Source organism: Nocardioides sp. Z35_8 (assembly GCF_059621125.1).
This window is the reverse complement of sequence record NZ_JCAQIE010000002.1, coordinates 257,335-276,685: the sequence shown is the minus strand read 5'-3', so window position 1 is coordinate 276,685 and position 19,351 is coordinate 257,335. Positions and strand designations below refer to the sequence as shown.

The following is a 19,351-nucleotide window of genomic DNA, read 5'->3' as shown; positions in this document are numbered from 1 at the left end:
TCACTCCCATCGGAACCGCCGCACGGCCACGAGGGAGAGCACGACCGTCCAGGCGAGCATCACGGCGAGGTCGGTGAGGTCGGGTGCGCGTCCCACGAGGGAGTCGTTGAGAGCCTCCGCGGCGGCGCCGAGGGGCGTGGCGACCACCAAGTCGTGCAGCCAGCCGCCCATGCCCTGCACCGGCAGCCACACGCCGGAGGTGAACATCATCGGGAAGAACACGATGGTGCCGACGGTCTGGACCACGCGCGTGTTGGAGGACACGGCGGTCACGACCGCGCCGACCGAGAACGCCGCGGCCGTCGCCAGCACCATGCTGACGGCGTACCACCCCAGGGAGGAGGGCAGCGGCACGTCGTAGACGAGGCGGGCGCTCGTGAGTGCCAGGACGATCGCGGCGAGCACGGCGGCGGCATGCAACCCGACCTGGGCGCCGAGCAGGGACGCGGGATGCATCGGCGTGGTGCGCAGCCGCCGCAGCACGCCGCTCTCGCGGTAGCCGGCGATCACCGGTGGCATCGCCATGATCGCGGCCATGATCATCGCCAGGATGGCGCAGACCGAGGCGTAGAGGTCGATGACGCGCTGGCCGCCGAGATCGTCCTCCGGCGTTCGGTAGCCCGGCACCAGGCCGATGATCAGCAGCAGGATGGTCGGGAACAGCAGGATCCAGAAGAGGGACCCGAGCTCGCGGCCGAACAGCCTCGCCTCGGTGCGTACGACCGCGGCCGTGGGGGAGGTGCGCGGCGTGCGGGCCGTCTCGGTGGGCGTGCCGGGTGTGGTCGAGGTGCTCATGCGGGGGTCTCCTCGAGGGTCTCGGTGAGCTGGAGGTAGGCGGTGTCGAGGGTGCCGTCGACCACGCGCAGGCCGTGCGGGGTGACCTGCTGGCCGGCCAGTCGCTCGAGGACCTCGAGCGCGGCGCCGTCTCGCCCCTCCACGACGATCCGGTCCGACTCGGTCCGGACCGCGGAGACCGACGCGAGCTCGCGGAGCGACTCGAGGTCGAGCGGGTGGTCGGTGGTGAAGGAGGTGACCGTGGCGGCGCTCGCTCCGGCGATGAGCGCGTCGGGGGTGTCGAGCGCCCGGATCCGGCCGCCGTCGATGATGGCGATCCGGTCGCACAGCTGCTGCGCCTCCTCCATCGAGTGCGTCACGAGCAGCACCGTGACCCCGTCCGCGCGCAGGTCGCGCACGATCTGCCACACGTCGCGGCGGGCGCGGGGATCGAGCCCGGTGCTGAGCTCGTCGAGGATCACCACGCGCGGACGGCCCACCAGGGCCAGCGCGATGGAGAGACGCTGCTGCTGGCCCCCGCTCAGGTCGCGGAACCTCGTGCGCAGCTGCTCCTCGAGCCCGAGCCTGCCGAGGAGGTCCCCCGACGGCAGCGGGTCGTCGTACAGCGCGGACCACAGTCGCAGCGCCTCGTCGACGGTGATCTTCGGCTGTAGTCGGCTCTCCTGCAGCTGGACGCCGAGCAGCCGGGTGAGCGCGGCGCGCTCCGTGCGCGGGTCGAGGCCGGCGACGCGCACGGTGCCCGCGTCGGGCACCCGCAGCCCGGCGACGCACTCGACGGTGGTGGTCTTGCCGGCCCCGTTGGGGCCGAGGACGCCGAGCACCTCGCCCTCGGCGACCTCGAGGGAGACGTCGTCGACGGCGAGGGTGTCGCCGTAGGCCTTGCGCAGGTGCGAGATCGAGATCATGGCGCCAGCCTCGTCGTCGGCGCCGTCTCGCACATCGGGCAACCGGCGCCTCCGGCCATCCACCGATCGGTGGATGTCATGCTGGACGCATGCGCTTCGACAGCCTCCTGGAGTCGGTCGGCGGCACGCCCCTCGTCGGGCTGCCCCGGCTCTCGCCGAGCCCGGACGTCCGGATCTGGGCCAAGCTGGAGGACCGCAACCCGACCGGCTCCATCAAGGACCGGCCGGCGCTGAGGATGATCGAGCAGGCGGAGAAGGACGGCACGCTGCGGCCGGGGTGCACGATCCTCGAGCCGACCAGCGGCAACACCGGCATCTCCCTGGCGATGGCCGCCAAGCTCAAGGGCTACCGCATCGTGTGCGTCATGCCGGAGAACACCTCCGAGGAGCGGCGCCAGCTGCTGCGCATGTGGGGTGCGGAGATCGTCTCCTCGCCCGCTGCCGGCGGGTCCAACGAGGCCGTGCGCGTCGCCAAGCAGGTCGCGGGGGAGCACCCCGACTGGGTCATGCTCTACCAGTACGGCAACGAGGCCAACGCGCTCGCGCACGAGGAGGGCACCGGCCCCGAGCTGCTCGCCGACCTCCCCGAGATCACCCACTTCGTCGCCGGCCTCGGCACCACCGGCACCCTGATGGGGGTCTCCCGCTTCTTCCGCCGCGCCAAGCCCGACGTGCGCATCGTCGCCGCCGAGCCGCGCTACGGCGAGCTGGTCTACGGACTGCGCAACCTCGACGAGGGCTTCGTCCCCGAGCTCTACGACGCCTCGCTCATCGACTCGCGCTTCAGCGTCGGCCCGCGCGACGCCGTACGCCGGGTGCGCGAGCTGCTCGAGCTGGAGGGCATCTTCGCCGGCATCTCCACCGGTGCGATCCTGCACGCCGCGCTCGGGCAGGCAGCCCGCGCGGTCAAGGCGGGGGAGCGCGCCGAGATCGCGTTCGTGGTGTGCGACGGCGGCTGGAAGTACCTGTCGACCGGCGCCTACGAGGGCACCGTCGACGAGGCCGAGGACCGCCTCGACGGCCAGCTCTGGGCCTAGGAGCCCGCTCCCGCATCGCCGCCCGGCCCGTGACGGAGGCCTCTGGTGGCTACCGGCTCCCCTCCTTACCGTCAGGGCATGAACGCGCCCGCCCACCTCTCGGGACGCTCCGTCGAGCCCCCCGGCCGCACCGCGTCGCCCAAGAGCCACAAGCGCGACAGCCGTCCCGCCCGCGCGAAGGGCAGCCCGATGCTGATCGTGCTGATGATGATCGTGGTGCTTCCCTCGGTGCTGCTCGCCGACCACTGGGGCGCCGGCGCGGCGGGGATCATCGGCGGCCTGACGGGCATGTTCTCGCTCGTGGCGTTCATGGGCGGTCCGCTCCGACCCGACCTGCGGGTCGCTGCCGTGCTGGGCCCGCTGCTCGTCGTCGCCGCGGCCGTCCCCCGGCTGGTCGCGGAGGCGTCCCGCCCGGCGGCGATCGCCCTCGTGGTGCTGCTGACGTTCGTCGCGGCGCTGCTGCCCCTGGTCGGTGCCCGCTTCGCCAACGCGGGGATGGGCCTCGGGATGACCACCATGTTCGGCTACGGCTACGCGCCGATGGGCGGGGCCGACCATCGGCAGGTCTTCGCCGCCGCCATCGCGGGTGTCGTCGTCGCCCTCCTGCTGCGCATCCTCATGGGCATCGCCGACCCGTCCAAGCCGACGCGCGAGCAGGTGGCCGCGGTGCTGGTCGCCGACGACGTCGCGGGCGCCACCGCCACGGCGTTCAGCACCTGGCTCAGCGACGGCAGGCAGCGCTGGCTCGCCGACTCCCTCGAGGCGGCCTCCGACTACCGGCTCGCGGTGCGCGCCGCCCAGGTGGACGGGCTGGCTGCCGACGATGTGGCCGGGCTCCGGGCCCGGGCCGAGGAGCTCGCGGGGGAGCTGCGGGCCAAGCCGGGTCGTGACAAGGGCGGCACGGCCGACACGTCGGGCGAGGCCGCCGCGACCGCAGCCGTCGGGGCGCCGGCGCCGCGGCCGGTGCCGTCCGCCACGGACGGGCCCCTCGCCGACGCCGTCCGGGCGCTCGACACCATCGAGCGGGCCGTGCGCGAGCGCGACGCCACGCCCGTCGAGCTCGAGCGCACCCGGCGCCACGAGCTCCAGGACGCACTGCTGCACCCCTCGGCCAGGCTGACCTCGATCCAGCTCCGCCACGCGCTCCGCACGGCGCTCGCCGTGCTGCTGATGCTGATCATCACCTCGGGCCTCGAGCGCGGCGACCCGCTGGTCTCGACCTCGCTGCTCGCCACCTTCAGCATCCTCCAGGCCAGCTGGAGTGACACGGCGACCAAGACCCGCAACAAGATCGTCGGCGTGGTCGCCGGCTCGCTCACGGTCGCGGTGGTGCTGCTGGTCGTGCCGTCCGACCTGCTCGTCGCCGTCGCGGCGATCTCCCTGTGCCTGGGGCTGTGGTACGTCGTGACCCGCCCGGCGCTCGGCAACGCCTTCATGGTCGTGGTCAGCGTCGGGTTCAACTCGGTCAGCCGCGACCTCGACCCCGTCGCCCTCCTCGTGCAGTACGTCGGGCTCACCGCCAGTGCCGTGCTGGTCGGGGTCGTCCTGGGGTTCACCGTCATCCCGCGCTTCCGGCCCGCGCCGCTGCGGCGACGCATCGAGACAGCCGCCGAGGCCACCGCGACCGCCCTCCGGGCCTCGTCGGACGGCTCCCGGCCGATGGGAGCGGAGGTGATCACGCTGTTCCGCGACGCTGCCCGCACGCAGGACGACCTGGTGCCCGACCGCGAGGACCTCGACGAGCGGCAGCGCGCCGAGCTCGACACGCTCCGCACCGTGCTGGGCGACCTGACCGTCCTCGCCGGCGCCACCGACCTCGCCCGCGACGAGGTCGACCGGGTGGTGCGCGCGCTGAGCCCCGAGGGGACAGCGGCCCCGGGTGCGCCGACAGTGTCGCTCCCGGGCGACGAGCGGACCTCGCCCACCCCGGCATCCTCGACCGTGTGGGAGCTGGCCCAGCAGGCCGGCTCGGCCGAGCGCTACCTCCTCGAGACGCTGCCGGCCGGCGCCTGAGCCCGACGGCGCTGATCGTGGCGGACGTCAGCGGGTGTTGGCCGCGATGGCCACGACGGCCGTCGCGGGCGAGCCGACCACGAGGTCGGATGAGGCGCCCGTGAGCACGACCTGCACCGTCTCGCGGGCCTCGGTCTCGCGGTCGTCGAGGATCCGGACGGGCACACGCTGCTCCACCTGCCCGGCGGCGAAGTCGAGCTGACCCTGCGCGGCCACGAAGTCCTCGCCCGGGCTGGCCGTGCCGGCCTGGACGGCGTAGGTGACCTGCACCGGCGCGCTCGGCGCCGACTGCAGCCGCACGGGCACCCATATCGTGTGCTCGCGCTCGGTGGCGCGGTGCCGGATGCCGCCGAGGCGCACCTCGTTGAGGCTCAGCCACTGGATGCGCCGGGTGAGCCAGTCGCGGAGGAAGTCGACCTCGGCCTGGCGGTCGCGCCCGCGGTGGGTCCAGTCCAGGTCGCCCGCGGCGTGCCACCGGTCCCAGTCGGCCTCGGCGGCGGGAGCCAGCGTCGCCGCCGCGGAGGGGATCTGGGAGACGACCTCGCGCACCCCCGGCTTGAGCCGGGCCCAGCGGCTCTTGACCCGCTCCGAGAACGCCGGGTCCTGGAGCATCCGCGTGATCCAGTGCCGCCCGAGACGGGTGTGCCAGGTGTCGGGCTCGCTCGAGGCGCGCCACCGCGTCCCAGCGCTGAGGTCGAAGTCCCAGACGGGGCCGAAGACGAAGCGCTTGCCCGGCACCCAGCTGAAGTGCACGCTCGACTGGAAGTTGGAGTCCTGGTTGGCGAAGAGCTCCTGCACGATGTACCAGTCGATCATCCTGCCGACGTCGACATGGGCGGCGTACCCACGCTCGGGGTCGGCGAAGTCGGGACCGTAGAGGACGTCCTCGAAGCGCGACACCGCGCGCCGGACCTCGCGGCGCTGTCGCTTGGTGACCTCGTCGGGGTCCTTGAACGCCACGGGCGTCCCGCGCCGGGTGCGGAAGCCGGGCTCGTCGTCGCGCAGGTAGCGCTGGTTGACCTCGAGCAGGTAGCCGTCGTCGGGCAGGTCCACGCGACCCGCGCCGACCTCGACCTGCTCGGTGAGCAGGTAGAGGCCCTGGGGCTGGCCGTTGAGGACGACCTCGACGAAGCGGAACTGCGGCGTCCACCGCAGCCGCGTCTGCGCGGCCACGGCGAACGCGGCGGCCGTGCGCAGCGAGCTGCGGTCGCCGTAGCCCGCCAGCAGCACCCACTCGTCGAAGGCGCGCGTGCCGACGAGCGCGGCGTCCTGCTCGAGCTTGAGCTTGTAGGGCTTCTTCGACCAGCCCCAGGTCGAGTTGCCGCGCCCGCGGACCTCGGTGACCCGCGTGACGCCGTCCAGCGTCACCGTGCCCGGCACGTAGTCCTCACGACCGACGGCGACCCCGCCGGTGTCGATGACCAGCTGCGAGGGGGCGGCCGGCGGCCAGCCGACCGCGGCGGCGGTGCCGTCAGGACCTGCGGCCCGGGCGGACGCCGGTGTGAGCGCCAGCGTCGACGCCGTGACCGCGAGGGCGACCACCGTGGAGAGCTTCTTCAGGACGGACACGACGTCTCCTCTGCCCGTTGTGTGGGCGATCGGTGGTCAGGCAGGTGGACGTGAGACGTCGAGGTCGAGGCGCAGGTTGTGCTCGCTTCCCGGCACGGCGCCGAGGTCGAGCAGGTCGAGCGCGAGGTTGGCGAGGTCGCCGTTGCGGACGGGCTGGACGGACTGCCGGTAGGTGGTGCGCCGCATGCCCGGGTCGAGGTAGTCGTCGGCGTTGAGCTCGTAGAGGTCCGCCCCGGCCTCGACGCCCGGACCGGCCACCATGAAGGGCACCCGATAGTTGGCGAGCCGGCGGGGGTCGGAGTGGCTCGCGCCGAGTCCGCCGTGGTCGCTGGTCAGGATGATGGCGGTGCGGCCGACGAGCTCGGGGTCGGACCGCACGGCACCGACGATGACCCCGAGCAGCCCGTCGACCTTCTCGACGGCCCGCAGATAGCGCGAGGACATGAAGCCGTGGTCGTGACCCGCCGAGTCGGGGAGCGAGAGGTGCACGAACCGGAAGGCGCGCTCGTGGTCGCGCAGGTCGCGCCGGACCGACCGGGCGAGCAGGGTGTTGTCGAGCTGGATGCGGGTGGTGTCGATGCTCCGCGGCCAGCTGCGCTTCCACAGGGAGAACTTCGTCTTGCTCGCGAAGAGCGCCGTCGAGCCCCCTGCGGCCTTGACCTGGGTGAACACGGACTCGACCCGCTGCCCGGCCGCCGACTGGACGGTCGCCGGGCGGCGCCGGTCGTCGTTCCACGTCACGCCGTGCCCGCCCGTGCTGGCCTCGACCCGGCGGCCGGTCACCATGCCGGTGTGGTTGGGCAGCGTGATGGTGAGCTCGCGCTCGGTGCGGGCGTTGAGCGTCGAGGCGCCGGAGTCCATCAGGTCGTGCAGGTGCGGGGTGCGCTCTCGCCCCAGCTTGGCGAGGGCGTCGGTGTTGAGCCCGTCGACCGAGATGGCGACCACGGAGTCGATGGCGTCGTCGGCCGACACCCGCGGCGTGGGTGGCGGCAGCTCGCCGTCGGGGACCGCGGCCGGGGCCGACGCCGGGCACACCGCGAGGGCGGTGCAGGCGAGCAGGGAGGCGAGCACGGAGCGCAGGGTCACCGGGCGACCCTAACCCGGAGGGAGGGGGTGTGACGGGGCCGACGCACGTGATCGCGTGACCGACGCCAGCCCGAGCGCCTAGCCTGCTGCCTGTGCCGACGCCCCCCGCGAGAGAGACCGCAGACGCCCCCATCGGCATCTTCGACTCCGGCTTCGGCGGGCTCACCGTCGCCCGCTCGGTGATCGACCAGCTCCCGCACGAGTCGGTCACCTACCTCGGCGACACCGCCCGGCAGCCCTACGGCCAGAAGCCCATCGGCGAGGTCCGCGAGTATGCCCTCGAGTGCCTCGACCACCTCTACGAGCAGGGCGTCAAGGCACTGGTCATCGCGTGCAACTCAGCCAGCGCGGCGATGCTCCGTGACGCCCGCGAGCGCTACGACGTCCCGGTCGTCGAGGTGATCCTGCCGGCGGCGCGACGGGCCGCGGCCGCCACCCGCAACCAGCGGGTGGGCGTCATCTGCACCCGGGCGACCGCGAGCTCGATGGCCTACGACGACGCGTTCGCCGCCGCTCCCCACCTGGACCTCCACATCCGGGCCTGCCCGCGGTTCGTCGACTTCGTCGAGCAGGGCGTCACCGGCGGCGACGAGCTCCTCGCCGCCGCGCACGACTACCTCGACCCGCTCGCGGACGCCGGCGTGGACACGCTCATCCTCGGCTGCACCCACTACCCGCTGCTCACCGGCGTCATCTCCTACGTGATGGGCGACGAGGTCACGCTCGTGAGCTCGGCGGAGGAGTGCGCCAAGGACGTCTACAAGATGCTGGCCGGCACGGGCCTGATGCGACCCGACGGGGAGCCGACCTACACGTTCTCGACCACGGGCAGCCCCGACGACTTCGCCACGGTCGGGCGCCGCTTCCTCGGCTCCGAGCTGCTCGGGGCGACGCAGTTCGCCGGAGGTCGGGCGTGAGCCCGCACCCGCTGCGGCTCACCGTCGTGGGCTGCTCGGGCTCCTATCCCGGTCCCGAGTCGGCCGCGAGCTGCTACCTGCTCGAGGCCGAGCAGGACGGCCGCACGTGGCGGATCCTCCTCGACCTGGGCAACGGCGCGCTCGGCCAGCTCCACCGCTACGTCGACCCGCTGAGCATCGACGCGGTGTTCCTCAGCCACCTCCACGCCGACCACTGCCTCGACCTGTGCGGCTACTACGTGATGCGCAAGTACCACCCGACCGGTGCACAGCCGTCGATCCCGGTGTGGGGCCCCGACGGCACGGCCGCGCGGATGGCACGCGCCTACGATCTGCCCCTCGAGCCGGGCATGACCGAGGAGTTCGACTTCCGCGTCTACGGCGACCGCGACGACGGTGACCGCGCCGAGGTCGAGCTGGGCCCGTTCCGGGTCGAGGCTCGCCGGGTGGTCCACCCGGTCGCGGCCTACGCACTCCGCGTCACCGCCGGCGGCCGCACACTCGTCTACTCCGGCGACACCGCTCCGTGCGCCGAGCTCGACGAGATCGCAGCCGGCACCGACCTGCTGCTCGCCGAGGCGTCGTTCCGCACCGGGGACCCCAATCCCGCCGACCTCCACCTCACCGGCGCCGACTGCGCCCGCACCGCCGCACGTGCCGGCGCCGAGCGGCTCGTGCTCACCCACGTCCCGCCGTGGCACGACCCGGCCGACGCCGAGGCCGAGGCCCGCGCCGCGTGGGACGGCCCGGTCGAGCTGGCCCGCGCCGGGGCGACGTACGACGTCTAGACGAGGCCCGCGTCGTGCACGACCATCGCCACCTGCACGCGGTTGGTGCACTCGAGCTTGGTGAGCAGGCGTGACACGTGCGACTTGACGGTCGGGATCGACAGGTAGAGCTCCGAGGCGATCTCGGAGTTGCTGAGCCCGCGGCCCACGCACACGGCGACCTCGAGCTCACGCTCGGTCAGCACCGTCAGCCGGTCGGCGGCGGTGGAGGTGCGCGCGCTCGGCGAGCTCCCGCGCAGCCGCGAGACCAGGCTGCGGGTGGCGGACGGTGACAGCATCGCGTCGCCCGCCGCCACGGTGCGGATGGCGCCGACGATGTCGGCGGGCGCGGTGTCCTTGAGCAGGAAGCCGTCGGCGCCCGCCGCCACGGCGCGCAGGACGTGGTCGTCGGCGTCGAAGGTGGTCAGCACGACCACGGCCGGCGGCGACGGACGCGAGTGGAGCACCTGCGTGGCCTCCAGGCCGTCCATCACCGGCATCCGGATGTCCATGAGCACCACGTCGGGCTCGTGCTGGGCGACCTGCGCCAGGCCCTCCTCGCCGTCGGCGGCCTCGCCCACGACCTCGAGGTCCGACTGGCCCCCGAGCATGAGGGTGAGCGCAGAGCGCACGAGCGGGTCGTCGTCGACGAGCAGCACGCGGATCACGGCGCCCACGGTAACCAAGCCTCCAGGACGAACGTCGCCCCCTCCGTGCGCTTCTCGAGCCGGCCGCCGCGCAGCTCGGTGCGCTCGCGCAGCCCGACGAGCCCGAGGCCGGCCCCCGGCGCCGCGCTGGGACGCTCGCCCAACGGGTTGCTCACCACCACCGTGATGCCGCGCTCCTCGTCGCCCGCGGAGCGGATCCGCACCTGCGCGCCGGGCGCGTGCTTGCGCACGTTGGTGATGCCCTCCTGCACGATCCGGTAGACCGTGCGACCGGTGGCGGGCGGGACCGCGGCGGTCGTGTCCACCTCGTCGTCCCAGTCGACCTCGAGGCCGAGCGAGCGCGCCTCGTCGATGAGCGCGGGGACGTCGTCGTACGTCGGCTGCGGGCGGGCGGTGGGCGGACTCGGGTCGTCCTGGCGCAGCACGCCCAGCACCCCGCGCAGCTCGTGGAGCGCGTCGTTGGCCTGGCGCTGGATCTCACCGAGGCCCTCGCGGAGCTGGTCGGCGTGGAGGTCGGCGCGGAAGGCGAGGGCTCCGGCCTGCATGGAGACCTGCGTGATGCGGTGCGCCACCACGTCGTGCATCTCGCGCGCGATGCGGGCCCGCTCCGCCGAGCGGGCCTTGCCGACCCGCAGCTCCTGCTCGTGCTCGAGCCGCTCGGCGCGGTGGCGCAGGTCGCCGAGCAGCTCGCGTCGCGACCCGATGTAGAGGCCCCACCCCATGACCCCGGCGTTGACCGCCACGTTGACCAGGGCGGTCACCACGAGGTCGTCGCCGCGGACCGGCGCGACCGTCGCCCACGCCTGCGCCGCGACGATGCTGGTGCCGCCAACCAGCAGCACCTCGCGCCAGCGTCGGCGGGTGGCGACCGACAGCGCCGCCAGGGTGGCGGGCCCGGCCGCGATGCCGGAGAGGGCGCTCAGCCCGGCGACCGCCAGCGCGACCTGCACCGGGGCCTGCCGGCGGAAGTGGACGAGGACATAGGAGGCTGCGCCGAGCGCGAGCTCGACGCCGAAGAGGAGGCGGTGCTCGCGCCACTCGGTCGCCGCCACCACCTGCCAGACGGCCGCGGAGAACACCAGGCAGGCGGCGTAGCGCCATGTGTGCGACACCCACGTGAGCTCGGGTTGGGTGTCGGGGCGTGGCGTCACGGCGCACAGGTTAGCCAGCGCTGGCCCTACTTTGGTCGGCTTCACGATGCGACCTGGGACCGATGCACGCGACGCCTCCACAACGCAAGGTGGGACTCCCCGGCCGGGTGGAGCGATCCGCGCGGACGCGGGGGCCGGCTCCCGCAGACGGTCCCCCGGGGGACGGGGCCTCGGATCAGGGCCCCGGACCGGGTCCGGTAGCACACGGGGGTGACCGGACCCGGCTCGGCCACGTCTAGGGTCGGGGCCATGACTTCTGCTGCCCGCGCCGACGGCCGCGCCGACGACGAGCTCCGCCCGATCACGATCACGCGCCACTGGCTCGACCACGCCGCGGGGTCGGTCCTCGTCGAGTTCGGCGGCACCAAGGTGCTCTGCGCCGCGTCCGCCTCCGAGGGCGTGCCCCGCTGGCGCAAGGGCTCGGGCCTGGGGTGGGTGACCGCCGAGTACGCGATGCTGCCCGCCGCGACCAACACCCGTTCGGACCGCGAGTCGGTCAAGGGCCGCATCGGCGGTCGTACGCACGAGATCTCGCGCCTCATCGGCCGCTCGTTGCGCGCCGTCATCGACTACCAGGCCCTCGGCGAGAACACGATCGTGCTCGACTGCGACGTCCTCCAGGCCGACGGCGGCACCCGCACCGCCGCGATCACCGGGGCCTACGTCGCCCTGGCCGACGCCGTGGCGCACCTGCGCGAGACCGGCGCCCTCGCCGGGGAGCCGCTCACCGGCTCGGTCGCCGCCGTCAGCGTCGGCATCATCGACGGAGTGCCCCGCCTCGACCTGCCCTACGAGGAGGACGTCCGCGCCGAGACCGACATGAACGTCGTGATGACCGGCGAGGGCGCCTACGTCGAGGTGCAGGGCACGGCCGAGGGCGCCGCCTTCGACCGCGCCGAGCTCGACGCGCTGCTGAGCCTCGCCGAGAAGGGCTGCGCCGACCTGACCCGCCTCCAGCACGAGGCGCTGGCCCGGTGAAGGTGTTCCTGGCCTCGGCCAACGCCAAGAAGATCGTCGAGATGCAGCGGATCCTGGCCGAGCACGCGCCCGGGATCGAGGTCCTCGGCATCGGTGACGTCGAGGGCTACGTCGAGCCCGTGGAGGACCAGCCGAGCTTCGAGGGCAACGCCCTGCTCAAGGCGCGCGCCGGTGTCGCCGCCACCGGTCTGCCGTCGATCGCCGACGACAGCGGGCTGTGCGTCGACGCCCTCAACGGCATGCCGGGGGTGCTGTCGGCCCGGTGGTCGGGCCAGGGCAAGTCCGACGCCCGCAACAACGAGCTGCTGCTCGACCAGCTCCGCGACGTCCCGGACGAGCGGCGCGGCGCGCACTTCACCTGCGCCGTGGCCTGGGTGATGCCCGACGGGCGCGAGCGCGTGGTCGAGGGCCGCATGGACGGCCGGATCACCCGCGAGGTGCGGGGGAGCGGCGGCTTCGGCTACGACGTGGTCTTCGTCGCCGTCGAGCACGAGGCCGACGACCTCACCTCCGCCGAGCTCGAGCCGGGGGAGAAGGACCGGATCTCGCACCGGGGGCGGGCGCTGCGCGCCCTGGCGCCGCAGGTCGCGTCCGACCTCTCAGGCGACTGAGTCGGCATCGAGGGCTGCGCCCTCCCGGGCGCCGACCTGCCGGCTGACCCACGCGCCCCACAGGGCGGCGAAGGCGAACATCACCAGCGAGTAGACGGCCGCCGGCACCGAGATCTCGACCTCGTCGAGCACCTCGACCGCGACGAAGATCGCGAGCGTCGCGTTGTGCACGCCGACCTCCATCGACGAGGCGATCGCCTGCGGCCCGGTGACGCCCAGCGCCTTCGGCACGTAGTAGCCGACGACGAGGCTGATCGCGCAGAAGAGCGCGGCGATGAGGCCGACGTCGGCGAGGTAGTCGGCGACGTTCTCCCGCTGGTCGAGCAAGATCCCGAGCACCAGCACGGCGAGGATCACCGCGGAGCCGATCCGCACGGGCTTGTCCATCCGGCGGGCGAAGGCGGGCGCGCGGTCGTTGACCACCATGCCGATGCCGACGGGCAGGAGGATCAGCGCGAACACCTTGACGATCTCGACCAGCGGCATCGAGACGTCGTCCTGCCGGTCGTAGTAGGCGATGGCGAGCCCGGTGATGAGGGGGAGCGTCACCACGGCGATGACGGTGTTGATGGCCGTCAGCGTGATGTTGAGGGCGACATCGCCGCGGAAGAGGTGGCTGAACAGGTTGGCGGTCGTTCCGCCCGGCGAGGCGGCGAGCAGGAGCATGCCGATGCCGAGCAGGGCCGGCAGGTCGAAGAGCACCACCAGCGCGAAGCAGACGAGCGGCAGCAGCAGGACCTGGCAGGCCAGCGAGACGGCCACCGCCCGCGGTGCCCGGCCGATGCGCTTGAAGTCGCCGACCGTCAGGTCGAGCCCGAGGCCGAACATGATGATCGCCAGGGCGACGGGCAGTCCGACGGTGGTGAGCGCGGAGTCCATGCGCGGACCCTAGTGGTGACGTGGCTCACACCGCAGCCACTCGCGCGCATCGCGCGGACGGGAGCAGCCGCACGGACGGTGGGGGTGGTGGGACGGGCGGGAGTGCCGCGCGGTGCGCCCGGTGAGAGTCGAACTCACACTGTCACGGACCTAAACCGTGTGCCTCTGCCTGTTGGGCTACGGGCGCTGGACCGAATCAGGCCAACCCTAGGTCCCGACGCAGCTTGGCGACGTGGCCGGTGGCCTTCACGTTGTACTGCGCCAACTCGACCGTGCCGTCCTCGTCGATCACGAAGGTCGAGCGGATCACGCCCTCGACCTCCTTGCCGTAGAGCTTCTTGGTGCCGAACGCGCCGTAGGCCCTGTGCACGGCCAGGTCCTCGTCGGAGAGCAACGTCAGCGTCAGCGCGTCGCGCTCGCGGAACCTCGCGAGCTTGGCGGGGGCGTCCTTGGACACGCCGAGCACCTCGTAGCCCTCGCCGTGCAGCGACTCGAGCGACTCGGAGAAGTCGCAGGCCTGCGTGGTGCAGCCGGGCGTCATCGCGGCGGGGTAGAAGTAGAGGATCACCTTCCGGCCGCGCAGGCCCGACAGCGAGACGGGCTCGCCGGTGTCGCTGGGGAGGGTGAAGTCGGGTGCGGCGTCGCCGGGGGAGAGGCGGTCGGGCATCGGGGGCTCCTGTGCGCTGGTCGGCCCGGACCGCGGCCCGGGTGTGGTTGTTGCAAGACATTTGCAATAAGGTCGAGGGTGTCGGAGCGGCATCGGGGGATCCGCGCCGGACACCACTCATCCAACCAGTCGCGGCCAGTGCCACCCACGGCCGCCATCCATCCGAGACACCCACCAGCAGGAGCGACCCGTGCACGTGCCCGACGGTTTCCTCGACGCCCCCACCTCGGTGGCCACCGGGGTCGTGGCGGCCGCCGCGGTCGCCCTGTCCCTGCGCGGTGCGCGACGCGAGCTCGACGACCGCACGGCGCCGATGGCGGGGCTGGTCGCGACCTTCGTGTTCGCCGCGCAGATGATCAACTTCCCGGTGGGCGCGGGCACCAGCGGCCACCTCATGGGCGGTGCTCTCGCCGCGGTCCTGGTCGGACCGTGGACCGCGGTGCTGTGCCTGTCGGTGGTGCTCCTGGTCCAGGCCCTGCTGATGGCCGACGGCGGCATCACCGCGCTCGGCACCAACATCACCCTCATCGGCATCGTCACCGTCGCCGTCGGCTGGGTGGTGTTCGTCGGCCTGCGCCGCGTGCTGCCCAAGCGCCTCGGCATGGTCGCGCCCGCCGCCGCGGTCGCCGCCCTGGTCAGCGTGCCGGTCGCGGCCCTCGTCTTCACCGGGCTCTTCGCCGTCGGTGGCAACGTCGAGGTCGACCTCGGCGCCGTCCTCACCGCGATGCTGGGCTGGCACACCGTCATCGGCCTCGGGGAGGCCGCCGTCACCGGCCTCGTGGTCGCGAGCGTCGTCGCGGCCCGCCCCGACCTCGTCCACGGCGCCCGACCACTGCTCGTCGAGCGCGAGCTCGAGCTCCGGGAGGGAGTCCACCGATGAGCACCCGCCGCTTCTTCGCCGTCGCCCTGGTCGTCAGCCTGCTCGTCGCAGGCGTCGCGAGCTACTACGCCAGCTCGCACCCCGACGGCTTGGAGTACGTCGCCGAGCAGACCGGCTTCATCGACTCCGCGGAGGACTCCGCGACCGCCGACAGCCCTCTCGCCGACTACCAGACCTCCGGCGTCGACGACGCCCGGATCAGCGGTGGGCTCGCCGGCGTGATCGGCGTGGTCGTGATGCTGCTGCTGAGCACGGGCCTGTTCTGGCTGGTGCGCCGACGCGGGCCCGACGGGCCCGACGCCGCGCCCCGCGAGGCGTCCCACGACGACACCCCCTCGACGCGCACGCCGGGGTCCTGATGGGTGCCGGGCACGGGCACCGGCTCCACTTCCACGGGCACAGCCCGGTCCATCGCGCGCCCGCGCACCTCAAGGTGCTGGCGCTGCTCGGCTTCATGCTCGTGGTCGTCGCCACCCCGCGCGAGGCCTACCCGCTGTTCGCGGTCGAGGCCGCGGTCCTGCTGGGCGTCATCGCGCTCTCCCGGGTGCCGCTGCGCTACCTGCTGCCCCGCATGGTCGTCGAGCTGCCGTTCGTGGTCTTCGCCGTGCTGATGCCCTTCATCGCCCACGGGCCGCGCACCGAGGTGCTGGGGGTGACCGTCTCCGAGCCCGGGCTCGTCGCCGGCGTCGCGCTGCTGGTCAAGGGCAGCATCGGCGTTCTCGCCTCGCTCACGCTCGCCGCCACCACCGAGCCGCAGGACCTCCTCCGGGGACTGCAGCGGCTGCGCGCGCCCGACCTGGTCGTGCAGATCATGGGCTTCATGATCCGCTACCTCGACGTCGTCACCGACGAGCTCACCCGGATGATGACGGCGCTCCGCTCGCGCGGCTGCGACCCCCGCTCGCCGCGCCACTGGCCGGTGCTGGGCCGTTCGCTCGGCGCGCTGTTCATCCGGTCCTACGAACGGGGCGAGCGCGTCCACCTCGCGATGCTCTCGCGCGGCTACGACGGGAAGCTGCCGTCGTGACCACCCCCGTCCTCGACGTCCGCGGCCTGGCGTTCGCCTACCCCGACGGCCACCAGGCGCTCTTCGGGGTCGACCTCCACGTCCACCGGGGCGAGCGGGTCGCCCTGCTCGGTCCCAACGGCGCGGGCAAGACCACCCTCGTGCTCCACCTCAACGGCATCCTCACCGCGGGCCGGGGTTCGGTCACGGTCAGCGGGCTCCCGGTCGCCAAGCAGCACCTCCTCGAGATCCGGCGCCGCGTCGGCATCGTCTTCCAGGACCCCGACGACCAGCTCTTCCTCGGCACCGTCCGCCAGGACGTCGCCTTCGGGCCGGCCAACCTCGGGCTCAAGGGCGCCGAGCTCGACCGCCGGGTGATGGACGCGCTCGACCGGGTCGGCATGGCCGACTTCGTCGACCGGCCCCCGCACCACCTGTCCTACGGCCAGCGCCGCCGCGTCGCGGTGGCCACCGTGCTGGCGATGGAGCCGGAGGTCCTGGTGCTCGACGAGCCCTCCTCCAACCTCGACCCCGCCTCGCGCCGCGAGCTCGCCGACATCCTCCGCAGCCTCGACGTGACGGTGTTCATGGTCACTCACGACCTGCCCTACGCCCTCGAGCTGTGCCCGCGCAGCGTCGTGCTCAGCGAGGGGGTCGTGGTCGCCGACCGGCCGACGTTCGACGTCCTCACCGACGACGAGCTGATGGCCGCCCACCGGCTCGAGCTGCCGTGGGGGTTCGACCCGCGTCGCATTGATAGCCTTCCCGGGTGACCCAGGACATGAGCGCGCTCGAGCGCGAGATCGAGGAGACGCGCGAGCGGCTGGCCTCGACAATCGACCAGCTCGCCTACCGTGCCCACCCCAAGACGATCGTGGGCCGTGAGGTGACGAGGGTGAAGGCGCACTTCGTCGACCTCGACACGGGCGAGCCGCGCACCGACAACATCCTCCAGGCCGCCGGCATCGTGGTCGGCGTCGTCGTCCTGCTCGGCATCGTCCGGAAGGTCGCGCGCTGAGCGCCGTGCCGGGTGTGGGGGGCAGCGCCCCGATCAAGATGCTCCACGACCGCATCCTCGTCGAGGTCGACCAGGAGGCCGGGGAGCGCCGGTCCACCGGCGGCATCGTCATCCCGGCGACCGCCGCGATGGGCGCACGGCGACTGGCCTGGTCGCGCGTGATCGCCGTGGGCCCCCACGCCCGCGCCGTCGAGATCGGTGACCGCGTGCTCTTCGACCCCGAGGACAAGGCCGAGGTCGAGGTGCAGGGCGAGGTCTACGTCGTCATGCGCGAGCGCGACGTCCACGCGGTCGCCGCGGAGCGCCTCGAGGGCGGCTCCACCGGGCTCTACCTCTAGCCCTCCAGCCCTCCAGCCCGACCCCCTTCTCCGTCCAGCCAGGAGCGCCCGATGGCCTACTTCGTCAAGCAGTCCCACCGCGCCCCCGCGGTCACCTCGCCCGTCCCGGTCGACGAGTCGCTCCCGCGCGCGTGCATCATCGGGGCCGGCTCGTCGGGCATCGCCGCGGCCAAGCAGCTCTACCTCGCCGGAGTCCCGTTCGACTGCTTCGAGAAGGGTCGCGACATCGGCGGCACCTGGGTCCTCGACAACTCCAACGGGCAGTCGGCCTGCTACGACACCCTCGAGATCAACACGTCCTGCCCGCGGATGGCATTCTCGGACTTCCCGATGCCCGAGGACTACCCGCCCTACGCACGGCACGACCAGGTGCGCGCCTACTTCGAGCAGTACGTCGACCATTTCGGCTTCCGCGACACGATCACGTTCGACACCACCGTCGAGGACGTCTCCCGCTCGGCCGACGGGCGCTGGGACGTGCGGATCTCCGGACCCGGCGGCACCGAGACCCGCACCTACGACGCGGTGCTCGTCGCCAACGGCCACCACTGGGACCCGCGGTGGCCCGAGCCGGCCTATCCCGGCACGTTCGACGGAGAGCAGATCCACGCCCACGACTACCGATCGGGCGAGCAGCTCGCCGGGCGCGACGTCGTCGTGGTCGGCGCCGGCAACTCCGCGATGGACATCGCGGTGGAGTCGTCGCTCGTGGCGCGTACGACGACCTGGTCGGTGCGGCGCACGGAGTGGGTGCTGCGCAAGTTCCTCCTGGGCCGGCCGAGCGACCAGGTCGCCCTGCCGGGGTGGCTGCCGTGGTGGGTCACGGCGGCGCGCCTGCGGGTCGGCGCCGCGTACGCCGGCAGCATGACGAAGTACGGCCTGCCGGCCCCGACCCACAAGCCGGGTCAGTCGCACCCCGTCCAGTCCGACCGGATCCGCGAGCGACTCGACGCGGGCGCGATCACCGCTCGGCCCGGCATCGAGCGACTCGAGGGGGACCGGGTGGTCTTCGTCGACGGCAGCGAGGCGCCGGCCGACCTGATCGTGTGGGCGACCGGCTACCGGGTCAGCTTCCCGTTCCTCGCGCCCGACCTGGTGTCCCCTCACGACAACGACCTGCCGCTGTGGAAGCGCACCGTCCACCCGGACCTGCCGGGCCTCTACTTCGTCGGCCTCGTCCAGGCCATCGGCGCGGTGATGCCGATCGCGGAGGCGCAGTCGGCGTGGATCGCGGACACGCTCGCCGGTCGCTACGTCCCGCCGGCCGGCGACGTCGTACGCCGCCAGATGGACGCCGAGCACCGTCGCGACAAGCGGCAGTTCTACGCCTCGCCGCGCCACACGATGGAGGTCGACTTCGACCACTACCTGTGGGACCTCGACCGCGAGCGCAAGGCCGGTCGGGCGCGGGCCGCGACGCGTACGCCGTCCCTCGGCTCGGCCGCTGGGCCGGCGGCCTCCGCGTCCGTTGCGGCTGCCGCGCCGACGTCAGGCGGTGGGGGAGTGCGCCGCACGCTCGCCCGCGTCCTGCTGGGCGCGGCCCGCTGGCGGGCCGTGGGCGAGGTGCCCCAGCGCGCCGTCCTCGTCGGCGCCCCGCACACCTCCAACTGGGACTGGGTGCTCACCATCCTCCTGGCGTGGCGCTACGGCATCGACATCCGGCTGCTCGTCAAGAAGGAGCTCTTCGTGGGCCCCCTGGGCTGGCTCCTGCGCCGCACCGGCGCCGTCGCGCTGGACCGGAAGAACCCGTCGGCGACCATCAAGGCGCTGCTCGCCGAGGCCGAGGGCGACGACCCCTGGTTGCTCGGCCTCGCCGCGGAGGGCACCCGCTCGCGCGGGGAGTACTGGAAGTCGGGGTTCTACCGGATCGCCCGCCAGACCGGCCTCCCGATCACCCTCGCGTTCATCGATGCGCCGTCCCGCACGGTCGGCTGGGGGCCGACCTTCCACCCGACCGGCGACGTCCGCGCCGACATGGACCTGGTGCGCGCCTTCTACGCCGACAAGACCGGCATCCGCCCCGACGACTTCACGCCGCCCCGCCTGCGCGAGGAGGACTGAGGACC

The 19,351-nt window shown here is 73.1% G+C and carries 21 protein-coding genes and 1 tRNA gene; 13 read left to right on the top strand and 9 right to left on the bottom strand.

Translation table 11 applies throughout. From position 1 onward, the window contains the following. Together AC54T2_RS13075 and AC54T2_RS13070 are read right to left on the bottom strand one after the other, a co-directional pair. Complete coding sequence (locus AC54T2_RS13075) at positions 1 to 795, bottom strand: ABC transporter permease (RefSeq protein WP_496666377.1); 795 nt, start codon at positions 793 to 795, stop codon at positions 1 to 3. Further along, on the bottom strand, positions 792 to 1,700 hold the full coding sequence (locus tag AC54T2_RS13070; RefSeq protein WP_496666376.1) for an ABC transporter ATP-binding protein: 909 nt from the start codon (positions 1,698 to 1,700) through the stop codon (positions 792 to 794). The genes AC54T2_RS13075 and AC54T2_RS13070 overlap by 4 nt, the downstream gene beginning before the upstream one ends. Before the next feature lie 89 nt (positions 1,701 to 1,789). Here AC54T2_RS13070 and AC54T2_RS13065 point away from each other — a divergent pair, with 89 nt between their 5' ends. Beyond that, positions 1,790 to 2,737, top strand: coding sequence for a PLP-dependent cysteine synthase family protein (locus AC54T2_RS13065; protein WP_186340733.1), 948 nt, complete (start codon positions 1,790 to 1,792; stop codon positions 2,735 to 2,737). A 78-nt stretch (positions 2,738 to 2,815) separates the two neighbouring features. After that, positions 2,816 to 4,750 carry an FUSC family protein gene (locus AC54T2_RS13060; protein ID WP_496666375.1) on the top strand — a complete coding sequence of 645 codons (1,935 nt, stop codon included), beginning with the start codon at positions 2,816 to 2,818 and terminating at the stop codon, positions 4,748 to 4,750. Positions 4,751 to 4,777: 27 nt separating this feature from the next. On the opposite strand, the gene AC54T2_RS13055 is transcribed toward AC54T2_RS13060, so the two are convergent. After that, the gene (locus tag AC54T2_RS13055) at positions 4,778 to 6,319 is read right to left on the bottom strand and encodes a CotH kinase family protein (RefSeq protein WP_496666374.1); all 1,542 of its coding nucleotides are present in this window, start codon (positions 6,317 to 6,319) and stop codon (positions 4,778 to 4,780) included. Between the two features lie 36 nt (positions 6,320 to 6,355). Next, positions 6,356 to 7,405 (bottom strand): alkaline phosphatase family protein, encoded by a 1,050-nt coding sequence (locus AC54T2_RS13050; RefSeq protein ID WP_496666373.1) that lies wholly within the window; start codon positions 7,403 to 7,405, stop codon positions 6,356 to 6,358. Positions 7,406 to 7,491: 86 nt separating this feature from the next. Here AC54T2_RS13050 and murI point away from each other — a divergent pair, with 86 nt between their 5' ends. Both murI and AC54T2_RS13040 read left to right on the top strand, forming a co-directional pair. After that, positions 7,492 to 8,322: a glutamate racemase gene (gene murI, locus AC54T2_RS13045; RefSeq protein ID WP_222129567.1), complete on the top strand. Its 831-nt coding sequence runs from the start codon at positions 7,492 to 7,494 to the stop codon at positions 8,320 to 8,322. Then, positions 8,319 to 9,110 carry an MBL fold metallo-hydrolase gene (locus AC54T2_RS13040; RefSeq protein WP_241005165.1) on the top strand — a complete coding sequence of 264 codons (792 nt, stop codon included), beginning with the start codon at positions 8,319 to 8,321 and terminating at the stop codon, positions 9,108 to 9,110. Before murI ends, AC54T2_RS13040 begins: the two co-directional genes overlap by 4 nt. Here AC54T2_RS13040 and AC54T2_RS13035 read toward each other — a convergent pair. Together AC54T2_RS13035 and AC54T2_RS13030 are read right to left on the bottom strand one after the other, a co-directional pair. After that, entirely contained in the window at positions 9,107 to 9,757 is a 651-nt protein-coding gene (locus AC54T2_RS13035) for a response regulator (RefSeq protein WP_206054399.1), read from the bottom strand. The genes AC54T2_RS13040 and AC54T2_RS13035 overlap by 4 nt on opposite strands. Continuing rightward, positions 9,754 to 10,908 carry a sensor histidine kinase gene (locus AC54T2_RS13030; protein WP_241005164.1) on the bottom strand — a complete coding sequence of 385 codons (1,155 nt, stop codon included), beginning with the start codon at positions 10,906 to 10,908 and terminating at the stop codon, positions 9,754 to 9,756. The genes AC54T2_RS13035 and AC54T2_RS13030 overlap by 4 nt, the downstream gene beginning before the upstream one ends. Positions 10,909 to 11,157: 249 nt before the next feature. Here AC54T2_RS13030 and rph point away from each other — a divergent pair, with 249 nt between their 5' ends. Both rph and rdgB read left to right on the top strand, forming a co-directional pair. Continuing rightward, positions 11,158 to 11,886 carry a ribonuclease PH gene (gene rph / locus AC54T2_RS13025; RefSeq protein WP_186340738.1) on the top strand — a complete coding sequence of 243 codons (729 nt, stop codon included), beginning with the start codon at positions 11,158 to 11,160 and terminating at the stop codon, positions 11,884 to 11,886. Next, positions 11,883 to 12,497, top strand: a complete 615-nt coding sequence (gene rdgB, locus AC54T2_RS13020; protein ID WP_496666372.1) for an RdgB/HAM1 family non-canonical purine NTP pyrophosphatase — start codon at positions 11,883 to 11,885, stop codon at positions 12,495 to 12,497. Before rph ends, rdgB begins: the two co-directional genes overlap by 4 nt. On the opposite strand, the gene AC54T2_RS13015 is transcribed toward rdgB, so the two are convergent. From AC54T2_RS13015 to bcp, 3 genes are all read right to left on the bottom strand, one after another. Then, positions 12,486 to 13,376: an AEC family transporter gene (locus AC54T2_RS13015; RefSeq protein WP_489974864.1), complete on the bottom strand. Its 891-nt coding sequence runs from the start codon at positions 13,374 to 13,376 to the stop codon at positions 12,486 to 12,488. The two genes, rdgB and AC54T2_RS13015, sit on opposite strands and share 12 nt — an antisense overlap. A gap of 113 nt (positions 13,377 to 13,489) precedes the next feature. Then, positions 13,490 to 13,563, bottom strand: a tRNA-Leu gene (locus AC54T2_RS13010). A 9-nt stretch (positions 13,564 to 13,572) separates the two neighbouring features. Further along, positions 13,573 to 14,043, bottom strand: coding sequence for a thioredoxin-dependent thiol peroxidase (gene bcp, locus AC54T2_RS13005; RefSeq protein WP_496666371.1), 471 nt, complete (start codon positions 14,041 to 14,043; stop codon positions 13,573 to 13,575). Positions 14,044 to 14,233: 190 nt separating this feature from the next. Between bcp and AC54T2_RS13000 the strand changes: the two genes are divergently transcribed. From AC54T2_RS13000 to AC54T2_RS12970, 7 genes are read left to right on the top strand one after another with little or no spacing between them, the layout of a single operon-like run. Further along, positions 14,234 to 14,923, top strand: coding sequence for an energy-coupling factor ABC transporter permease (locus AC54T2_RS13000; RefSeq protein WP_496666370.1), 690 nt, complete (start codon positions 14,234 to 14,236; stop codon positions 14,921 to 14,923). Beyond that, complete coding sequence (locus tag AC54T2_RS12995; RefSeq protein ID WP_186340743.1) at positions 14,920 to 15,282, top strand: PDGLE domain-containing protein; 363 nt, start codon at positions 14,920 to 14,922, stop codon at positions 15,280 to 15,282. Before AC54T2_RS13000 ends, AC54T2_RS12995 begins: the two co-directional genes overlap by 4 nt. Then, positions 15,282 to 15,950 (top strand): cobalt ECF transporter T component CbiQ, encoded by a 669-nt coding sequence (cbiQ, locus tag AC54T2_RS12990; protein ID WP_496666369.1) that lies wholly within the window; start codon positions 15,282 to 15,284, stop codon positions 15,948 to 15,950. The genes AC54T2_RS12995 and cbiQ overlap by 1 nt, the downstream gene beginning before the upstream one ends. Beyond that, positions 15,947 to 16,702, top strand: coding sequence for an ATP-binding cassette domain-containing protein (locus AC54T2_RS12985; protein WP_489974861.1), 756 nt, complete (start codon positions 15,947 to 15,949; stop codon positions 16,700 to 16,702). The genes cbiQ and AC54T2_RS12985 overlap by 4 nt, the downstream gene beginning before the upstream one ends. Continuing rightward, the gene (locus tag AC54T2_RS12980) at positions 16,699 to 16,947 is read left to right on the top strand and encodes a DUF3618 domain-containing protein (protein ID WP_496666368.1); all 249 of its coding nucleotides are present in this window, start codon (positions 16,699 to 16,701) and stop codon (positions 16,945 to 16,947) included. Before AC54T2_RS12985 ends, AC54T2_RS12980 begins: the two co-directional genes overlap by 4 nt. A gap of 38 nt (positions 16,948 to 16,985) precedes the next feature. Then, positions 16,986 to 17,285 carry a GroES family chaperonin gene (locus AC54T2_RS12975; RefSeq protein WP_186341225.1) on the top strand — a complete coding sequence of 100 codons (300 nt, stop codon included), beginning with the start codon at positions 16,986 to 16,988 and terminating at the stop codon, positions 17,283 to 17,285. 51 nt (positions 17,286 to 17,336) lie between these two features. Further along, positions 17,337 to 19,346: an NAD(P)-binding domain-containing protein gene (locus AC54T2_RS12970; RefSeq protein WP_496666367.1), complete on the top strand. Its 2,010-nt coding sequence runs from the start codon at positions 17,337 to 17,339 to the stop codon at positions 19,344 to 19,346. Positions 19,347 to 19,351 lie beyond the last annotated feature (5 nt).